Source organism: Candidatus Margulisiibacteriota bacterium (assembly GCA_028715625.1).
Lineage (GTDB): Bacteria > Margulisbacteria > Riflemargulisbacteria > GWF2-35-9 > GWF2-35-9 > JAQURL01.
This window is the reverse complement of the sequence record JAQURL010000011.1, coordinates 1-13,635: the sequence shown is the minus strand read 5'-3', so window position 1 is coordinate 13,635 and position 13,635 is coordinate 1. Positions and strand designations below refer to the sequence as shown.

The window sequence follows — 13,635 nt, the reverse complement described above, 5'->3', positions numbered from 1 at the left end:
TCCTTCAGTCTTGAAAATATCCTGCGAACTTACAAAATATTTTCAGCAAATCATCTGAATTATTGAATTTCTATGTTACAATTATCAAATAAAAAACTGCCCTGAACCGAATAAACTTTAACCTTTGGTCATTAAAATAAATAAGGGAGGACAATATGGACTTAAAAAAATGGGTAAGAGATATCCCTGACTTTCCAAAAAAAGGTATCATATTCAAAGACATTACACCTTTACTTAACAATGCCAAAGCCTTCCGCAGCACAATAAAACAAATGGCTGATGCACTTAATAAGGTGGATTTCGACGTAATAGCCGGAGTCGAATCGCGCGGTTTTATTTTTGCAGCAGCGCTGGCCTATAAATGCAAAAAACGTTTTGTCCCGATCAGAAAGAAAAACAAACTGCCCCATGAGGTCCACTCCATGGAATATGATCTGGAATATGGTAAAGATATTCTGGAAATCCATAAGGACGCGTTAACCAAAAAGGACAAGGTGGTAGTAGTGGATGACGTTCTGGCTACAGGTGGAACAATTCATGCTATAGAAAAACTTTTGCAGCTTACCAATGCTCAAACCAAGGCTATAGTTTTTTTAATGGAGCTTGATTTCTTAAAAGGCAGGTCGAAGTTAAGTTGTAAAAAAATTGTTTCTTTAATACATTACTAAAAACCATGAAAATACTCATTTTTTCTGATCTGCACGGCAACCTCAAAGTTTTTAACCTGTTAATGGAAAAATACTTCAAGACTGCTGATCAGATATGGTGTCTGGGAGATATTTTCTTTAGTTATAATAAAGATGAAACTTCCAGACAAAATTCAGAGCAGATAATGAACTCGCTCATGAATTACAAAGAGAAAACTGTTGAGTATTATGTTGGGAACTGTGACGGATATGATGATTATTCCAAATTTAAGGAATATATGATCCATGAACCTTTTGTAATAAAAGATTTCGATAAACTGAAAATTTGCGTTACTCACGGTCATTTGTTTGAAAAAGAAGGCCAGTTTAAAAATCTTGCTTTTGAGACCAAATCAAGAGTGATTATTTCAGGACATACTCATATTTATAGTCTGAAAATTATAGAAAACACGATCTATATTAATCCCGGATCTCCGGCAGTACCGAGAGACACAAATTCTCTGGCTACGGTCGTTATTTTTGATACAGATAAAAAAAGTTTTTCCTTAAAAGAAATTTATACTCAGGATACCATTGAAGAAATTTTTGTTAATTAAAAAACTTTTTATGTAAAAAATTTATTTTACGCGTTCAACATATTCACCGGTGGTAGTATCTATTCTCAGTTTATCTCCCGTATTACAAAAAATCGGGACCTGTACCACGTAACCGGTTTCCAGGGTAGCCGGCTTTAAAACCTTGCCGGAAGTATCCCCGCGCAAACCCAGTTCAGTGTATGTAATTGCCAGCTCAACGGTCCTGGGAAGCTCCACACTTAAAGGCCGTCCTTCATAAATAAGAATATCAACTATATCCTGTTCTTTTATATAATTGGCATTGTCACCCAGGTCTTCTTTTGGAATTTCAATCTGGTCAAATGTTTCCTGGTCCATAAACGCATACATACCGTCAGATTCATAAAGGAACTGCATAGCCCTTTTATCCAGGCGTATATCTTCCAGCTTATCGTCAATTTTAAAAATAACTTCACTTACTGAACCGGTAGACATATTTTTGTATTTGGTTTTCATGACCGCGTTACATCTTGCGGCCCTGAAATATTCGGTTTTGATAATGACATAAAGGTCTTTACCGACTTTAATAATATTTCCTGATCTTAAATCCTGAGCTAACTTCATACTCCACTCTCCATTACAAAGATTCGACAAACCGTTCCATAGCTGGAATGATGCCTCCCTGGGCCAACAAATCACCACGTAAACGATTCAGCCAACGCTGTATTGTAGCAAAATTTTTAAAAAAATAACAGTAGTTTTCCTGAGGCTGTTCACAATGAGTAATGGAAAAGCGCCAATTATAAGCACGTGTCAGCTCTGCGTAATTCTTGAAAACCAAGGAATTTTCAGCATAATTTTCCAGTACTTGCATTAGCGCGTTTACCTTTACCAATTGATAATTCTCCCCCTGATCATAGGCCTGCCATAAAAAAGGCTTACCGGAAAGAATAGCTCTGGCCAGTGAGTCCTCACCCCGTACCATATTAAAATCCATAGTAAACAACAACAGGTCATAGTCCTGCTGCGAAAACATTTCCGGGAATAATATATAGATACTGCCCAGATTGGCCGCGTCAGGCCTCAACCAAATGGCCTTTTCCTGATTAAGAGCTTCACGCATTACCTGCTGGGATAAATCTCCCAGTATGAACAATACGTAAGTTTCTATTTCTTTCTGTAAAACACACAATAATGAAGAAAAATCATGGTCATAGGAAAACAAGCTGCCTGTTTTTGCTGTTTCCGGTTCAAAAGGTAGAATATCGGCATAGGGCTTAAGCCATTTTTGTCGCCATTTCAATTGTTTACCGGAAGCTGCTCGCACTGTTTCAGGAAGATTGGCTTCAATCAAAATGCCCGCGCTTTTAGCGGTTAAGCCCTGGGCAATCAGATAGCGCGGTATATCATAGCCTGTAGGTGCAGATAGGCCGTGCATGGCTTCAAACGCAGGTTCGGCGGTAAGATGTTCAAGGATAAAAATTAACTGCGACTGACTGTAAACCTGTTTACGAAATACTTCCGGAACCGGACTGGACAGAGATTCAATGATCAGTGAAGCGAATTGCAGATGTTGAATGCGTTTGACCAATTGGTCATTAATAATAATTATATCCACGCCTTCAATATTCTGCTGTGCCCGGGTAACATCCAACTCGGGCAGTAATTGAGCAAGCGTATGTAGTTCATTAATGAACAGTCTTACCTGGCGATCAGTTCGATGGAGCTTTAGAGCGCGGGCGAGTCTGTATGAATATCCAGCGTCCCCATAATTATCAACAACCTGGCAAAAAATATCAATATTATTATCCTTAAGTTTCATGTTTATTATGACAGTAGGAAATAACCTTAACCGGTAAATATCTACATATGTAAAAATTCAAGCATTTTGTAGATGAGAAACGCCGGCCAGAGAAGAGCCTTGAAAACTCCCACTACTCCACCCCAAAAGGTAGTAGCGTGCTGGATAAAATAAACCAGCGCTCCTATAAAAGCAAGTCCGTAAACTCCAGATTGTGCTGCCATTTTGGACCTCCTTAACATATAATACATATTCTACAAATATATTCGCCAAAACGCCAGCTATTTATATCTGTGTGAAGAATATATGCGATTCCCGTGTACACCGTTTTGCTGGTACATAATGAGTAAAAATCTGGAATCAAAAAATATAAATAAAAGCGCAAGCAAAATATACGCATATTTAAAGTTCATTTTGGAAAACGCGTAACCGGTGATTACAGGTACTATAAAATGCATAGCGTAATACCCCAGAGGATCATTTACATAGAAAAAAAGAAGCAGAAATAAAAATGCCAGGAACATATAAACCCTGATGATCTTGGGCTGCTTATTACCCTCAATTATGTATCGGATGATAACATAAAGAAAAAATATTATGGAAAATGAAAAACCCAGACGGGTATATTCCCACAAAAATTTCGGCGCAAAAAGAATTTTGGTATTTGGCATAAGGTTGTTGGTCAATTCCAGATACAATAATTCTACATTATGAGCGGGTATCCAATATAAAAATAAAGATAAAGCCCCGACAAAAAATAAACTGATAAAAACCGGAAAAATTTTTTTGCGTACCGAACCGTCAAAAATAAACCATAAAAAAAGAAAAACCATAAAATAGATATAATAAACGAGTTCTTTCAAGTGTGTATTGATACTCAGGGCCATGGCAAGAACAGTCAGAAAAAGTGTGAATTTATTATTGATAACCGGTTTATTGAAAATATAAAACATGGAGCAGCAAAGAGCGATATTAAACAAAAAATCACCTATCAGATAATGCCCGCCCCACTGCGCCAGAGCTATGAACATTAGCGGCGAAAAAATAAAAGTGAGAACTGTGACATGAGTTATAACCTTGCTTTTAAAAAATCTTTTGGCAAATTCGTAAAATACAAAAACATTCAGGCTGTTAATTAGTTCTACAGCAACAGCCATCAAGGCTTTGCGTATCACATTTCTTACAGGGAACTGTAACCCCAGCAAATCTGTTAAAACAAAAAAGGGATAGAAAATTACATAGATCAGTTTCGGGTACGGCATGGCAAAAGACCAATTTTCAGACCAGTAACCGATCCCGTGATAAAATAGGTCCATCTGATGGTACTTGAATTGATCCAAATCACCGTTGGATGTAATCGGCATAAAATGGAATACAAACCTGATCAGAACCGATAAATAAAAATAATAAAACGCTATTTTGTTATTTTTATAATAACTGACTATTTTCCTGAAAATTTTTTTTATCAGATTGATTATGGAAAACTCATTGCCATAATGGTAGGTACTGTTTTCTTCAATTTTTTTCTGATAATTCTTTTTCTTCTTTCTATCCTTGGAAATTGTCATGTTTTTTCCTATTTATAAACTATCATGTTGCCGGCGCATTGATTATAATTTTTATAGTTGATAAATTCATCATTAATATACATTCGCACATAATAAAAACCGTGATCCAGAGATGAAGGCATATTTAAACGAAAGCCGCTGTTCAAAGGTTTGTTTTTTACCAGCTGAATTTTATTCTTGGGACTGGTAAAAAGAACCTTGCCAGTGGAAAGGTTAATAATATCGAAATTCAAAGTAACGGATGTATCCGCAGTCGGAGCTTTTAACCCGAAAACAACCATGTGCTGGCTGTTCACATCCGGCATATTCAAACATTCATAATAGGATTGTTCCATGGTCGGTATATAACCGGCCACCCATAATTCCTGAAAAAACGGGGAATCAATTTTTTTCTTAGGTGTATGCAAAACAGATACGAAAAATAGAGAAAACAAAAGGATTATAAGAAGAAAACGTTTAAACAACTAAAAGACCCCTAGCCAAAAAATTATTAAAATTATACACTATTAGCAAAAAATTAGGAAACCTTAGCTCATGTCCATCTCCTATAAAAACGGTGAAAAAAAAGTAGTTGTGGTAATGCCGGCGTTTAACGCGGAAAAAACTCTGCGGAACACCTACAACGATATACCGCAAGAATATGTCGACGAAATTATTCTGGTGGATGACGCCAGTAAAGATAATACCGTGGAGTTGGCAAAAAGCTTAAATTTAAAGGTAATTGAGCATAAAAATAACGGCGGTTACGGCGCCAATCAGAAAACCTGCTATAAAGAAGCTTTAAAAATAGACGCTGACATAGTAATCATGATCCACCCGGACCATCAATACAGTCCCAAATATATACCGCAACTTATCACACCCATTCTGGATGGCAAATGCGACGCGGTATTCGGCTCCAGAATGCTGGGAGGAGAATTTTTTGAGGGAGGAATGCCCCGCTGGAAATTTATAGCCAATGTGTTCCTGACTGCTATCGAAAATATTGTGCTGGGAATGTTCCTGACCGAATGCCATTCAGGCCTAAGGGCCTATTCGGCCAAATATTTGAAGACCATAAAGTTTCAAAAAAATTCCAATGATTTTGTTTTTGATACGGAAATTATTGTGCAGGGAATTCATAATAAACTTAAAATTTATGAAATACCCATAGAAACAAGATATTTTGACGACGCGTCACAAATCGGGTTCGGTAAAAGTTTGAAATACGGGTTATCCATTCTTCTGGTTATGGGAAAATTTATGTTTCACAAACATAAATTAAAAAAATATTCCATTTTATAAACCATGCCAAAAAAAGCTCATGATTTTTACGAGCAGGTTAACAGAGAAACCCATTACACAACAGGAGACCTGCAAAACCACGATGCCCTGCCCTATATTGAAAAATTCATCAATGATTTCCAGTTAACAAAGAAAAAATGTCTGGAAATCGGATCAGGCAAGGGGCTTTATCAGGATATGGTTGAGGATTATACCGGAATGGATGTGGCAGAAAACCTGCGAAAATATTATCACAAACCTTATGTTACAGTTGCAGTGGACGGCTACTATCCTTTGCCGGACAATACCTTTGACGCCATCTGGACATGGAACACACACGAACATATAGAAAGCCTGAATTTGGCATTAAATGAACTGAAAAGGGTATTAAAGCCCGGAGGAGTTGTGTTGTTCAATCCGGCCTGGCAGTGCAACAAATGGGCAGCTGAAGGCTATGAAGTGCGGCCTTTTTCCGATTTCAATATCTGGGGAAAATTAGTAAAACTATCCATCCCTTTAAGAAAAAATTTTGTTTTTAAATATAGCTTAATACTCAGTAAACGTCTGCTGAGGCATCTATTATTCTTAACCGGTAAAAAGTACCGGACAATGCCCAGAGGCAAGCTCAAACCATCCTATGACAAATACTGGACAGCTGACTCCGACGCTATTAATTGTCTGGACCAGCATGCTGCCATCCTCTGGTTCGAAAGTAACGGCTTCCGCTGTATTTCGCATCCCCTGCCCTGGAAACCTTTGTTCTGCCGCAAAGTACCGGTATTTAGAAAAGTTTAATAGTTAATTAGTTTCTTAAAGTATGCATCACCCCAACACCCCAAAAAAATATCGAAAAAATTAGTAGTTAAATAACTGAAATGTTTATATTCCGCTTCCGATAATTAATTGAAATTCAATTTAAATAAGGAGCTAAGCATGACCATACGTATAATTGACGCCCCGGTTGCAACTTACAGACTATTTATGCCAGCAGATCATAATAAAAACGCCTTGATCGATACCCGCGTTGAAAAAGATGAATTATTGCGTAATGTCCTAATCGAAAAGGGAGTTCAGGGTTTTATACCTCAAAACTTTTCCGATGAAGAACATTTTAATATCGAACAGCAATTGCTCAAGGGTTTAAAAATTGAGTCATATACGTTTCCTTCTGCGCAGGATATTCAAGGTTTAATTGTAGAGTCTATTCTCGGCGGGAATGGAATTAAAGCCAAAGGATTGTTGACCCAGGAAAATTGTTCGAAACCTGACAAATTCGGAGTAACCCCGACCATGGCGGCTGCATACACAGGAAATTCGGGCATTATGGACCAACTGATTTCTCTGGGCGCAAATCTAAATCACACTGACCGCTGGGGACAAAGCCCCTTGATAATTGCGATATACGCTAATAACAAGGAAATCGCCAAAAAACTAATCGACTCAGGCGTAAATCTGAATGTACTGGACCTGGATAATAACTCGGCCCTGCTAGGCGCCTGTGATCATAATGATTTGGAGCTTATTCGCTTGCTTGTCCAAAAAGGAGCGGATATAAATATGTCCCATTACGAAGGGTTTACCCCTTTGTTTACAGCAGCACGCGACAACAAGATTGAAGTCGTCAATCTTCTGCTGGAATTAGGCGCAGATATCAACAAACCGAACAAACAATTATTTACTCCGCTTAGCGCAGCGGCTCATAAGAATAATAATGATATTTTAAAAATTCTAATCCAGCACAAGGCTAAACTGGATTTAAAAGACCAATGGGGAGCAACGGCTTTACACAGGGCCGCAGCAGCCGGAAATTTAGATTGCATCCGCACACTAATCTCCTCAGGTGCTAACCCGAATATCCAGGCAGATGATAACAGGTATACACCCCTGATGCTCGCAATAAACTGCGGGCATACTGAAATAGCTGAGCTTCTTATACAAGCTAAGGCCGATCTGAACCTTCAGGAAAGTCTGGGACAAAGTGCATTAATGTTAGCTTTGAGAGGACATCACGATGACGTTGCTCATTTATTAATTAAGGCAAAAGCTAATGTAAACCTGATTGATATTACAGGAATGAGTGCAATAGTTACAGCTGCTATTAATTCCAGCGATCAAATGTTTGAAGAGCTTATTAAGGCAGGAGCCAATATAAATGCACGGACTCCCAGTAAGGAAACCGTGAAAAAGGGGATACAAAAAGCAACTGATCAATTTAAGGGAGAAAATCAGGAATTAGCAGTACAAATACGTGAGCAGTATGAAGCGTTATTAAAGTTTTTCCCGGATACCGGAAACGGCAGCTTGTTACTATTACCTATATGTGTAGAAAACATAAATAAAGTAAGAACTTTAATAAAAGCCGGAGCCAAAGTAAATGTAAAGGATAATACCGGGGCAACCCCATTGCTTTGGGCTGTTTACGTCGGGAACATACCGATCATTAAATTATTATTGGAATCGGGTGCGGATGTGACTGTAAAAGATAAAAAAGGTAAGGGGATCGTAGAATATATTGCTGATGACGCAACTTTGCAATTTTTAAAGGAATGGTTTAATCAAAAAGCTGTGCCGAAAGTTAAACAAAAAAGATAATAGCTGCTCAAGCCTGAAATTTAATTTTAGAATCTTTCAAATATCGAATTTTTTATGCTTACTGTCTACTTTCTTGTGTCGAAATAATACTGCAAAATAGCGTTACAAACTACTATTTATAGGTTTCCAGATAAATCTGCTTAAACCCATAGTACACGGACAAAGAACCGCAAACAATACCTTCTATGCCGGCAAATGTCTTGACCACAGCAATCCCTGTGAAATCAGCGAATGAAAGCATGAAAAAAAGGATGGCCAGCGTCGCAAAAATCCAACGAAGTTCCATGGCCGAGCGCATTGTTGCCGCGAACATTCCGGTTGTAAAAACTCCCCAAAGGAAAAGATACATAGCTAAAGCCTGGTCTGTGGCCATAGCGCCGAGTCCCAGTTTTGGCAGAATAATCAATACAACCAGTGACAGCCAGAAAAAACCATAGGAGGTAAACGCGGTCGCGCCAAATGTATTCTTTTTCTTAAATTCAAAAATCCCGGCAATAACCTGAGCAATACCGCCATAGCAAATGCCCATGGCCATGATCATGGAGTCAAAGCCCAAGAGCCCGACATTATGAACATTCAGTAAAATTGTGGTCATCCCAAACCCAAATAAACCTAATGGTGAAGGGTTCGCGATATTATCAATTATCGCTCCTGCAGATTCGGTAAGTTTTTTATTTATTGCTGGCATATTTTCCTCCTTATGAGTATCACATTAATTTTATTATATGCCTTTGAACAGCACCGTGTACAGGTTTACCCGGAATCGGATAAGGCTTAAAATTGAAATGGCTGTCATCCTTTGCTATGGACCTGAGGGTGAAAAATTTATCAGCAGGGTAATAATTCCCGCTGAGGTACGGCAAGCATATACTTTGCTAAAAGCTATAGTTGAGAAATATAACAGAATTGCGGACCGGCAATATTCTGGTAAAAAATAGCAAATTCTTACTGAGAAAATCTGTGCTTTAAATGAAGTTATATCTTGTATTGTTCTTATCGCCAGATTTACTGAGCAATCCTTGATCTAAGCCAACCTTCAAATCTCTACTGGCAGTAGCTGACGAAATAGTTTTATGGATAAGCATATAATCTTTTCTGGAAAACAAACCATTCTTAAAAGACCCTTTGGCACTATTCAGTCTATCAGATACCGTTATGGTTGCGTCCTTAATATCCTTAAAATAATCTTCTAAAGTTTGTTTAATTATCAACAGCATAAACTCAATAAACATAGTTGATTTGCCAGCCTTGTCACATTTTTCCAAGACCAAATAATAGTCTTTTTGTTTCTTTTCAATCAGAGACTCAATAGGGATATACTCAAAGATGGGCATATTCTTTGCTAACAATAAGGTCTGCCAGAAACGCCCCATTCGTCCATTGCCGTCTTCAAAGGGATGAATAAACTCCATTTCATAATGAACAATAGCCCCTTTAATTAAGTAGTGGGTATCCTTATCATTTTTCAGCCATTGGAATAGATCATGCATCAACTTGGGAACAAAGTCAGGCTTTGGGGCAATATGCTTTACTTTTGTACCATCTAAAACACCTACATTCTTATTTCGCCAAGAGCCAGCAGATTCCACTAAATCGTTCATCAAAATGTGATGTGCTTTTAAACAGCTTTTTAAATCATAAGGACTGTAATCAAGAAGGTTCTCATAAAGTAAATTAGCATTCTTAACCTCTATGATTTCACGTTTAGGACCAATAACACGTTTCCCTTCTAATATGGCTGTAATTTGTTCTTCAGTAAAGGAGTTGCCTTCAATAGCCAGAGAAGACTTAATAGTTTTGATCTTATTCTGCTTTCTTAGCTTAGGTTCTGGTTTTACACTGGTTAAACTTCTAAACCGGCCTAATAATTCAGAAATCTCAGCAGTTAGATTTAGTATCTTAGAAGTAAGTTCAAAAGGTGGGCTCATAGTTAATGATAGTATCATATGATACTATCATTTGTATACCACCATTTATTTTTTTGTATTTTTTAGATTACCGTAATTATGGAGCGGGAAATGGGGTTCGAACCCACGGCCCTCAGCTTGGGAAGCTGATGCTCTACCAACTGAGCTATTCCCGCCTTAAAACAAACATATTTTATCAAAAATGCTTATGCTCTACTCCCGAAATTTCCGAAAGCTATGCTTTCGCTGAAATTTCGAGGATCCTCGAGAAACAAGGAAATCAAAGATTTCTGGTTTTTCGGGACAACTGAGCTATTCCCGCTCTATGCTTCGAGTGCCAATTATACTATGGAATTATTGATATTTAAATAAATTTTATTGACTTCAGCTAGGTAATTAATGGTCGTGGGTGAGCGAGCCCAAAGGGCGATGCGCAACCGAGCGAACGCCGAGAATGTGCGAGGATGAGCCCGCTGGAAGCGGGCGGAAGTGAGCGAGTGGCGATGGCGAACGGGAGGAGCCGACGAACCCCGCCTTTTCCCGCTCCAATATCCACGCTGCAATCCATGTTCTTCAAGGGGACTACGTCCCCTTCGACGTCCTTTCGCTGTCGCTCGGGACTGAATCCTTAGCGCTTTGCGCTATGAGGGGGTTTATCTTCCCTTTGCTTGCCCGCCGAAGCCTTTGGCGTAGGCAGGGAATCCCTTAAAAAACCATATTTTATAATCGGCACTATTTTCTTTGTTTGATGTATCGAAAAACATAATATACATCAATTTATTATGATATAATTAAGAACTTTAATCCCAGAATAAAAAATACCGCTACATTTAAGGAGTTAAAATGCTAAAAATCGAATTAATCAAAGAAGAAAAACAAAGATTAATAGAAAAAACTCAACATTTTTTTAACGAGGAGCGAGATGAAAAATTGGGAGTTATCGCAGCGGAAAAAATATTAGACTTCTTTGTGGAGGAACTTTCAAAAGCTTTTTACAATAAAGGTCTGGATCATGCTAAAAATTGGTTTGACAAAAGGCTGGAAGAACTTAATTTTGATTATGATAGTCTTTATAAATAGAACTTAGACATTACCCGGCCCGGAAAACCTACGATCATATTATGTTAGCAGGCCTCAAGATTGCTGAGAGTCTCAGGTCAGCGAGCCCAGAACCGATTAACCAAAAAAGGCGCTACCCCCAACGCCTTTTTTCTGATACATCAATCTTATTCTAAAACCTTACTTCTTAATCAGCTTCTGTCCGTCGCCTTTGATGAAATCAAGAAACTTCTGTACTTTAGCTGACGGTTTGCCTTTGGTTATTACGGTAATAGACCTGGCAATGATAGGTATCTGCACACTGTTTACCGAATCATCCACAACTGAAACCGGGCCGATGCCAATGGCTTCCGGAGTTGTCTGAATTAATTTTTTCAGATCATTTACAGTCTGGACTTCTTCGAAGTCCTTTAGCGGAGGCTCTCCATCCAATATTCTGCCGTAAAAAAAGCTGTTAGCCGCTGTTAATTTGGCAACTACGACAACTATAGGCGCGTCATTCCCTCCTACATCCTTCCAGTTAAACACCTTCCCTGTAAAAATGTCTTTAAGCTGATCTTTGCTTAATGCTTTAACATTATTGGCCTTGTTTACAATAACTTTAATCTTGTCATTGCCGATTACTTGAGCAGAATAGGCATCAGGATTTGCCACTTTCGCTCCTTCTGTTTCCATAAACTTGAGCCAGTCCTTATAAGAAAGTCCGGCTGCCGCCATATCAATAATACCTTTATCCAGATCAAGAAAAGCCTGTTTGGGGCCTGATGAATTGATGCTTACCACAATAGATGTGGCTGATTCGAAAGCGCTTTTCACGGGTTTAAATATATTTTCAGCCGGAGCAGAGCCCGAACCGATTTTTATATCTTCCGCAAGTGCCAGTCCGAACAGCATTACACCCAAACAAATCAAAACTCTAATTTTTCCCATTATGTCTCCTCCTAAATACGATATACTCAAAAATTACTATTAGAGACGTTCAATGTCAATGTCACATGCATGTATATTTTTGAATCAATCATACTGATGAAATAAATTAACTTGAGCATTATGTTATAATATGCCTGAATCAGAAAAGGAGAATGCCATGAATATAAATTTTTTTACTCTTTATTTGTCCGCTATCGAACCTTCATTAACATTTTATCGCGACACTCTGGGACTGCGGGTAGTTCGGGATTTTAGTCCTGCATCTTTCCTGCGCATTGTTTTCCTGCAGGGCGAAGGCGCAGGGCAGATTGAGCTGATTGAAAATAAAAAACAGCCGGCTGCAGAGGGTCATAACTGCTGTTCGCATGTAAGCATTGGCATACAGGTAGCTGACATAGAAGCCATATATAAAAAAATGCAGGACCGGCAAGTCAAAATCACCCGGGAATTCCTGCAGCCCGAACGCGGTCCGAAAATGTTTTTTATTGAGGACCCCAATGGTATTGAAATCGAATTTATCCAGTAATTTTGTCTAATGCTGAATAATATTAACTATTAATAGACCAAGTACAATCAGAGAAATAATAAAGGACATCAAGGCAATCCTTAAAGCCAAAAGGGAAGATTCTTTAGACTGTTCAAATGATTCTTTCATGAGCCGTCTGAGCAATTCGTTCTGGACCATGTTTATGGACTCAATATCCTTCTTTAAAATAACTTCAGTATCAATATTTTGTTTTTGAATGGCCAATAGACATTCAGTTTCTACCTCTGATATATCCGCAGCATTATCAACATGTTTTTTTATGTCATCCCTAGTTTGATATTCCATAATAATTACCCCTTTTCCAAGCCTGATCTTATCTGATAAGAATCTGACTGCTTATTATAACAAATTTAAGCATTAAAAACATAATAGTTTATTTTGATTGACTCTAACGTAACGTAATAGTTTATGATACTATTAAAGGCACAAATTATGGCATATAAAGTTAAAGAATTGGCAATATTGGCAGGTATAAGCGTGCGTTCATTGCACTATTATGACCAGATAGGACTACTGAAAGCAGCGGACAGTACAAAGTCAGGCTACAGATTGTATTCCGACAATGATCTGGAAAAACTTCAACAGATCATGTTTTACAAAGAGCTGGGATTCAGTTTGCAAAATATAAAACAAATATTAAACAATCCTAACTTTGACAGGAAAAAGGCTTTGCAGGAACAAAAAAAATTATTGCTGATAAAAAAACAGAGGATTGAAGCTATTATTAATCTGTTGGAAAAATCATTAAGCTCAAAAAAAGGAGAAAA

17 protein-coding genes and 1 tRNA gene are annotated in these 13,635 nt (G+C 38.0%); 8 read left to right on the top strand and 10 right to left on the bottom strand.

The annotated features are described in order from the left end of the window. Positions 1–155 precede the first annotated feature (155 nt). Positions 156–668 (top strand): adenine phosphoribosyltransferase, encoded by a 513-nt coding sequence (locus PHV30_02935; GenBank protein ID MDD5455970.1) that lies wholly within the window; start codon positions 156–158, stop codon positions 666–668. 5 nt (positions 669–673) lie between these two features. Then, on the top strand, positions 674–1,243 hold the full coding sequence (locus tag PHV30_02930; GenBank protein MDD5455969.1) for a YfcE family phosphodiesterase: 570 nt from the start codon (positions 674–676) through the stop codon (positions 1,241–1,243). A gap of 21 nt (positions 1,244–1,264) precedes the next feature. Here PHV30_02930 and efp read toward each other — a convergent pair whose 3' ends face one another. From efp to PHV30_02905, 5 genes are read right to left on the bottom strand one after another with little or no spacing between them, the layout of a single operon-like run. Next, positions 1,265–1,825: an elongation factor P gene (gene efp, locus PHV30_02925; GenBank protein MDD5455968.1), complete on the bottom strand. Its 561-nt coding sequence runs from the start codon at positions 1,823–1,825 to the stop codon at positions 1,265–1,267. A gap of 13 nt (positions 1,826–1,838) precedes the next feature. Further along, positions 1,839–3,023, bottom strand: coding sequence for an elongation factor P maturation arginine rhamnosyltransferase EarP (gene earP, locus PHV30_02920; protein ID MDD5455967.1), 1,185 nt, complete (start codon positions 3,021–3,023; stop codon positions 1,839–1,841). 41 nt (positions 3,024–3,064) lie between these two features. Beyond that, complete coding sequence (locus tag PHV30_02915) at positions 3,065–3,244, bottom strand: hypothetical protein (protein MDD5455966.1); 180 nt, start codon at positions 3,242–3,244, stop codon at positions 3,065–3,067. Between the two features lie 39 nt (positions 3,245–3,283). After that, positions 3,284–4,570, bottom strand: coding sequence for a hypothetical protein (locus PHV30_02910; GenBank protein MDD5455965.1), 1,287 nt, complete (start codon positions 4,568–4,570; stop codon positions 3,284–3,286). Positions 4,571–4,578: 8 nt separating this feature from the next. Next, positions 4,579–5,034 (bottom strand): hypothetical protein, encoded by a 456-nt coding sequence (locus tag PHV30_02905; protein ID MDD5455964.1) that lies wholly within the window; start codon positions 5,032–5,034, stop codon positions 4,579–4,581. 70 nt (positions 5,035–5,104) lie between these two features. Between PHV30_02905 and PHV30_02900 the strand changes: the two genes are divergently transcribed. The 3 genes from PHV30_02900 to PHV30_02890 all read left to right on the top strand — a co-directional run bounded on the left by PHV30_02900 (position 5,105) and on the right by PHV30_02890 (position 8,425). Beyond that, positions 5,105–5,854 carry a glycosyltransferase family 2 protein gene (locus tag PHV30_02900; protein MDD5455963.1) on the top strand — a complete coding sequence of 250 codons (750 nt, stop codon included), beginning with the start codon at positions 5,105–5,107 and terminating at the stop codon, positions 5,852–5,854. 3 nt (positions 5,855–5,857) lie between these two features. Then, a complete protein-coding gene (locus PHV30_02895; GenBank protein MDD5455962.1) occupies positions 5,858–6,628 on the top strand; it encodes a class I SAM-dependent methyltransferase in 771 nt (256 codons plus the stop codon). A gap of 138 nt (positions 6,629–6,766) precedes the next feature. After that, positions 6,767–8,425 carry an ankyrin repeat domain-containing protein gene (locus PHV30_02890; protein ID MDD5455961.1) on the top strand — a complete coding sequence of 553 codons (1,659 nt, stop codon included), beginning with the start codon at positions 6,767–6,769 and terminating at the stop codon, positions 8,423–8,425. 112 nt (positions 8,426–8,537) lie between these two features. Here PHV30_02890 and PHV30_02885 read toward each other — a convergent pair whose 3' ends face one another. The 3 genes from PHV30_02885 to PHV30_02875 form a co-directional block, all read right to left on the bottom strand. Beyond that, complete coding sequence (locus PHV30_02885; GenBank protein MDD5455960.1) at positions 8,538–9,113, bottom strand: acetate uptake transporter; 576 nt, start codon at positions 9,111–9,113, stop codon at positions 8,538–8,540. Positions 9,114–9,390: 277 nt separating this feature from the next. Beyond that, positions 9,391–10,371 (bottom strand): Fic family protein, encoded by a 981-nt coding sequence (locus PHV30_02880; protein ID MDD5455959.1) that lies wholly within the window; start codon positions 10,369–10,371, stop codon positions 9,391–9,393. Positions 10,372–10,432: 61 nt separating this feature from the next. After that, positions 10,433–10,508 (bottom strand) — tRNA-Gly (locus PHV30_02875). Positions 10,509–11,175: 667 nt separating this feature from the next. Between PHV30_02875 and PHV30_02870 the strand changes: the two genes are divergently transcribed. After that, positions 11,176–11,412, top strand: a complete 237-nt coding sequence (locus PHV30_02870; GenBank protein MDD5455958.1) for a DUF2164 domain-containing protein — start codon at positions 11,176–11,178, stop codon at positions 11,410–11,412. Between the two features lie 159 nt (positions 11,413–11,571). Here PHV30_02870 and PHV30_02865 read toward each other — a convergent pair whose 3' ends face one another. Beyond that, positions 11,572–12,321, bottom strand: coding sequence for a substrate-binding domain-containing protein (locus tag PHV30_02865; protein ID MDD5455957.1), 750 nt, complete (start codon positions 12,319–12,321; stop codon positions 11,572–11,574). 157 nt (positions 12,322–12,478) lie between these two features. Here PHV30_02865 and PHV30_02860 point away from each other — a divergent pair, with 157 nt between their 5' ends. After that, a complete protein-coding gene (locus tag PHV30_02860) occupies positions 12,479–12,847 on the top strand; it encodes a VOC family protein (GenBank protein MDD5455956.1) in 369 nt (122 codons plus the stop codon). A gap of 6 nt (positions 12,848–12,853) precedes the next feature. On the opposite strand, the gene PHV30_02855 is transcribed toward PHV30_02860, so the two are convergent. Beyond that, entirely contained in the window at positions 12,854–13,153 is a 300-nt protein-coding gene (locus PHV30_02855) for a hypothetical protein (GenBank protein MDD5455955.1), read from the bottom strand. A 147-nt stretch (positions 13,154–13,300) separates the two neighbouring features. Here PHV30_02855 and PHV30_02850 point away from each other — a divergent pair. Further along, positions 13,301–13,635 (top strand): MerR family transcriptional regulator (locus tag PHV30_02850; GenBank protein ID MDD5455954.1); only part of this gene is annotated, 335 nt, incomplete at its 3' end.

Coding starts and splice junctions, on each gene's coding strand:
- PHV30_02935 (MDD5455970.1), top strand. CDS start 156: ATGGACTTAAAAAAATGGGTAAGAGATATCCCTGACTTTCCAAAAAAA.
- PHV30_02930 (MDD5455969.1), top strand. CDS start 674: ATGAAAATACTCATTTTTTCTGATCTGCACGGCAACCTCAAAGTTTTT.
- efp (MDD5455968.1), bottom strand. CDS start 1,825: ATGAAGTTAGCTCAGGATTTAAGATCAGGAAATATTATTAAAGTCGGT.
- earP (MDD5455967.1), bottom strand. CDS start 3,023: ATGAAACTTAAGGATAATAATATTGATATTTTTTGCCAGGTTGTTGAT.
- PHV30_02915 (MDD5455966.1), bottom strand. CDS start 3,244: ATGTTAAGGAGGTCCAAAATGGCAGCACAATCTGGAGTTTACGGACTT.
- PHV30_02910 (MDD5455965.1), bottom strand. CDS start 4,570: ATGACAATTTCCAAGGATAGAAAGAAGAAAAAGAATTATCAGAAAAAA.
- PHV30_02900 (MDD5455963.1), top strand. CDS start 5,105: ATGTCCATCTCCTATAAAAACGGTGAAAAAAAAGTAGTTGTGGTAATG.
- PHV30_02895 (MDD5455962.1), top strand. CDS start 5,858: ATGCCAAAAAAAGCTCATGATTTTTACGAGCAGGTTAACAGAGAAACC.
- PHV30_02890 (MDD5455961.1), top strand. CDS start 6,767: ATGACCATACGTATAATTGACGCCCCGGTTGCAACTTACAGACTATTT.
- PHV30_02885 (MDD5455960.1), bottom strand. CDS start 9,113: ATGCCAGCAATAAATAAAAAACTTACCGAATCTGCAGGAGCGATAATT.
- PHV30_02880 (MDD5455959.1), bottom strand. CDS start 10,371: ATGATACTATCATTAACTATGAGCCCACCTTTTGAACTTACTTCTAAG.
- PHV30_02870 (MDD5455958.1), top strand. CDS start 11,176: ATGCTAAAAATCGAATTAATCAAAGAAGAAAAACAAAGATTAATAGAA.
- PHV30_02865 (MDD5455957.1), bottom strand. CDS start 12,321: ATGGGAAAAATTAGAGTTTTGATTTGTTTGGGTGTAATGCTGTTCGGA.
- PHV30_02860 (MDD5455956.1), top strand. CDS start 12,479: ATGAATATAAATTTTTTTACTCTTTATTTGTCCGCTATCGAACCTTCA.
- PHV30_02855 (MDD5455955.1), bottom strand. CDS start 13,153: ATGGAATATCAAACTAGGGATGACATAAAAAAACATGTTGATAATGCT.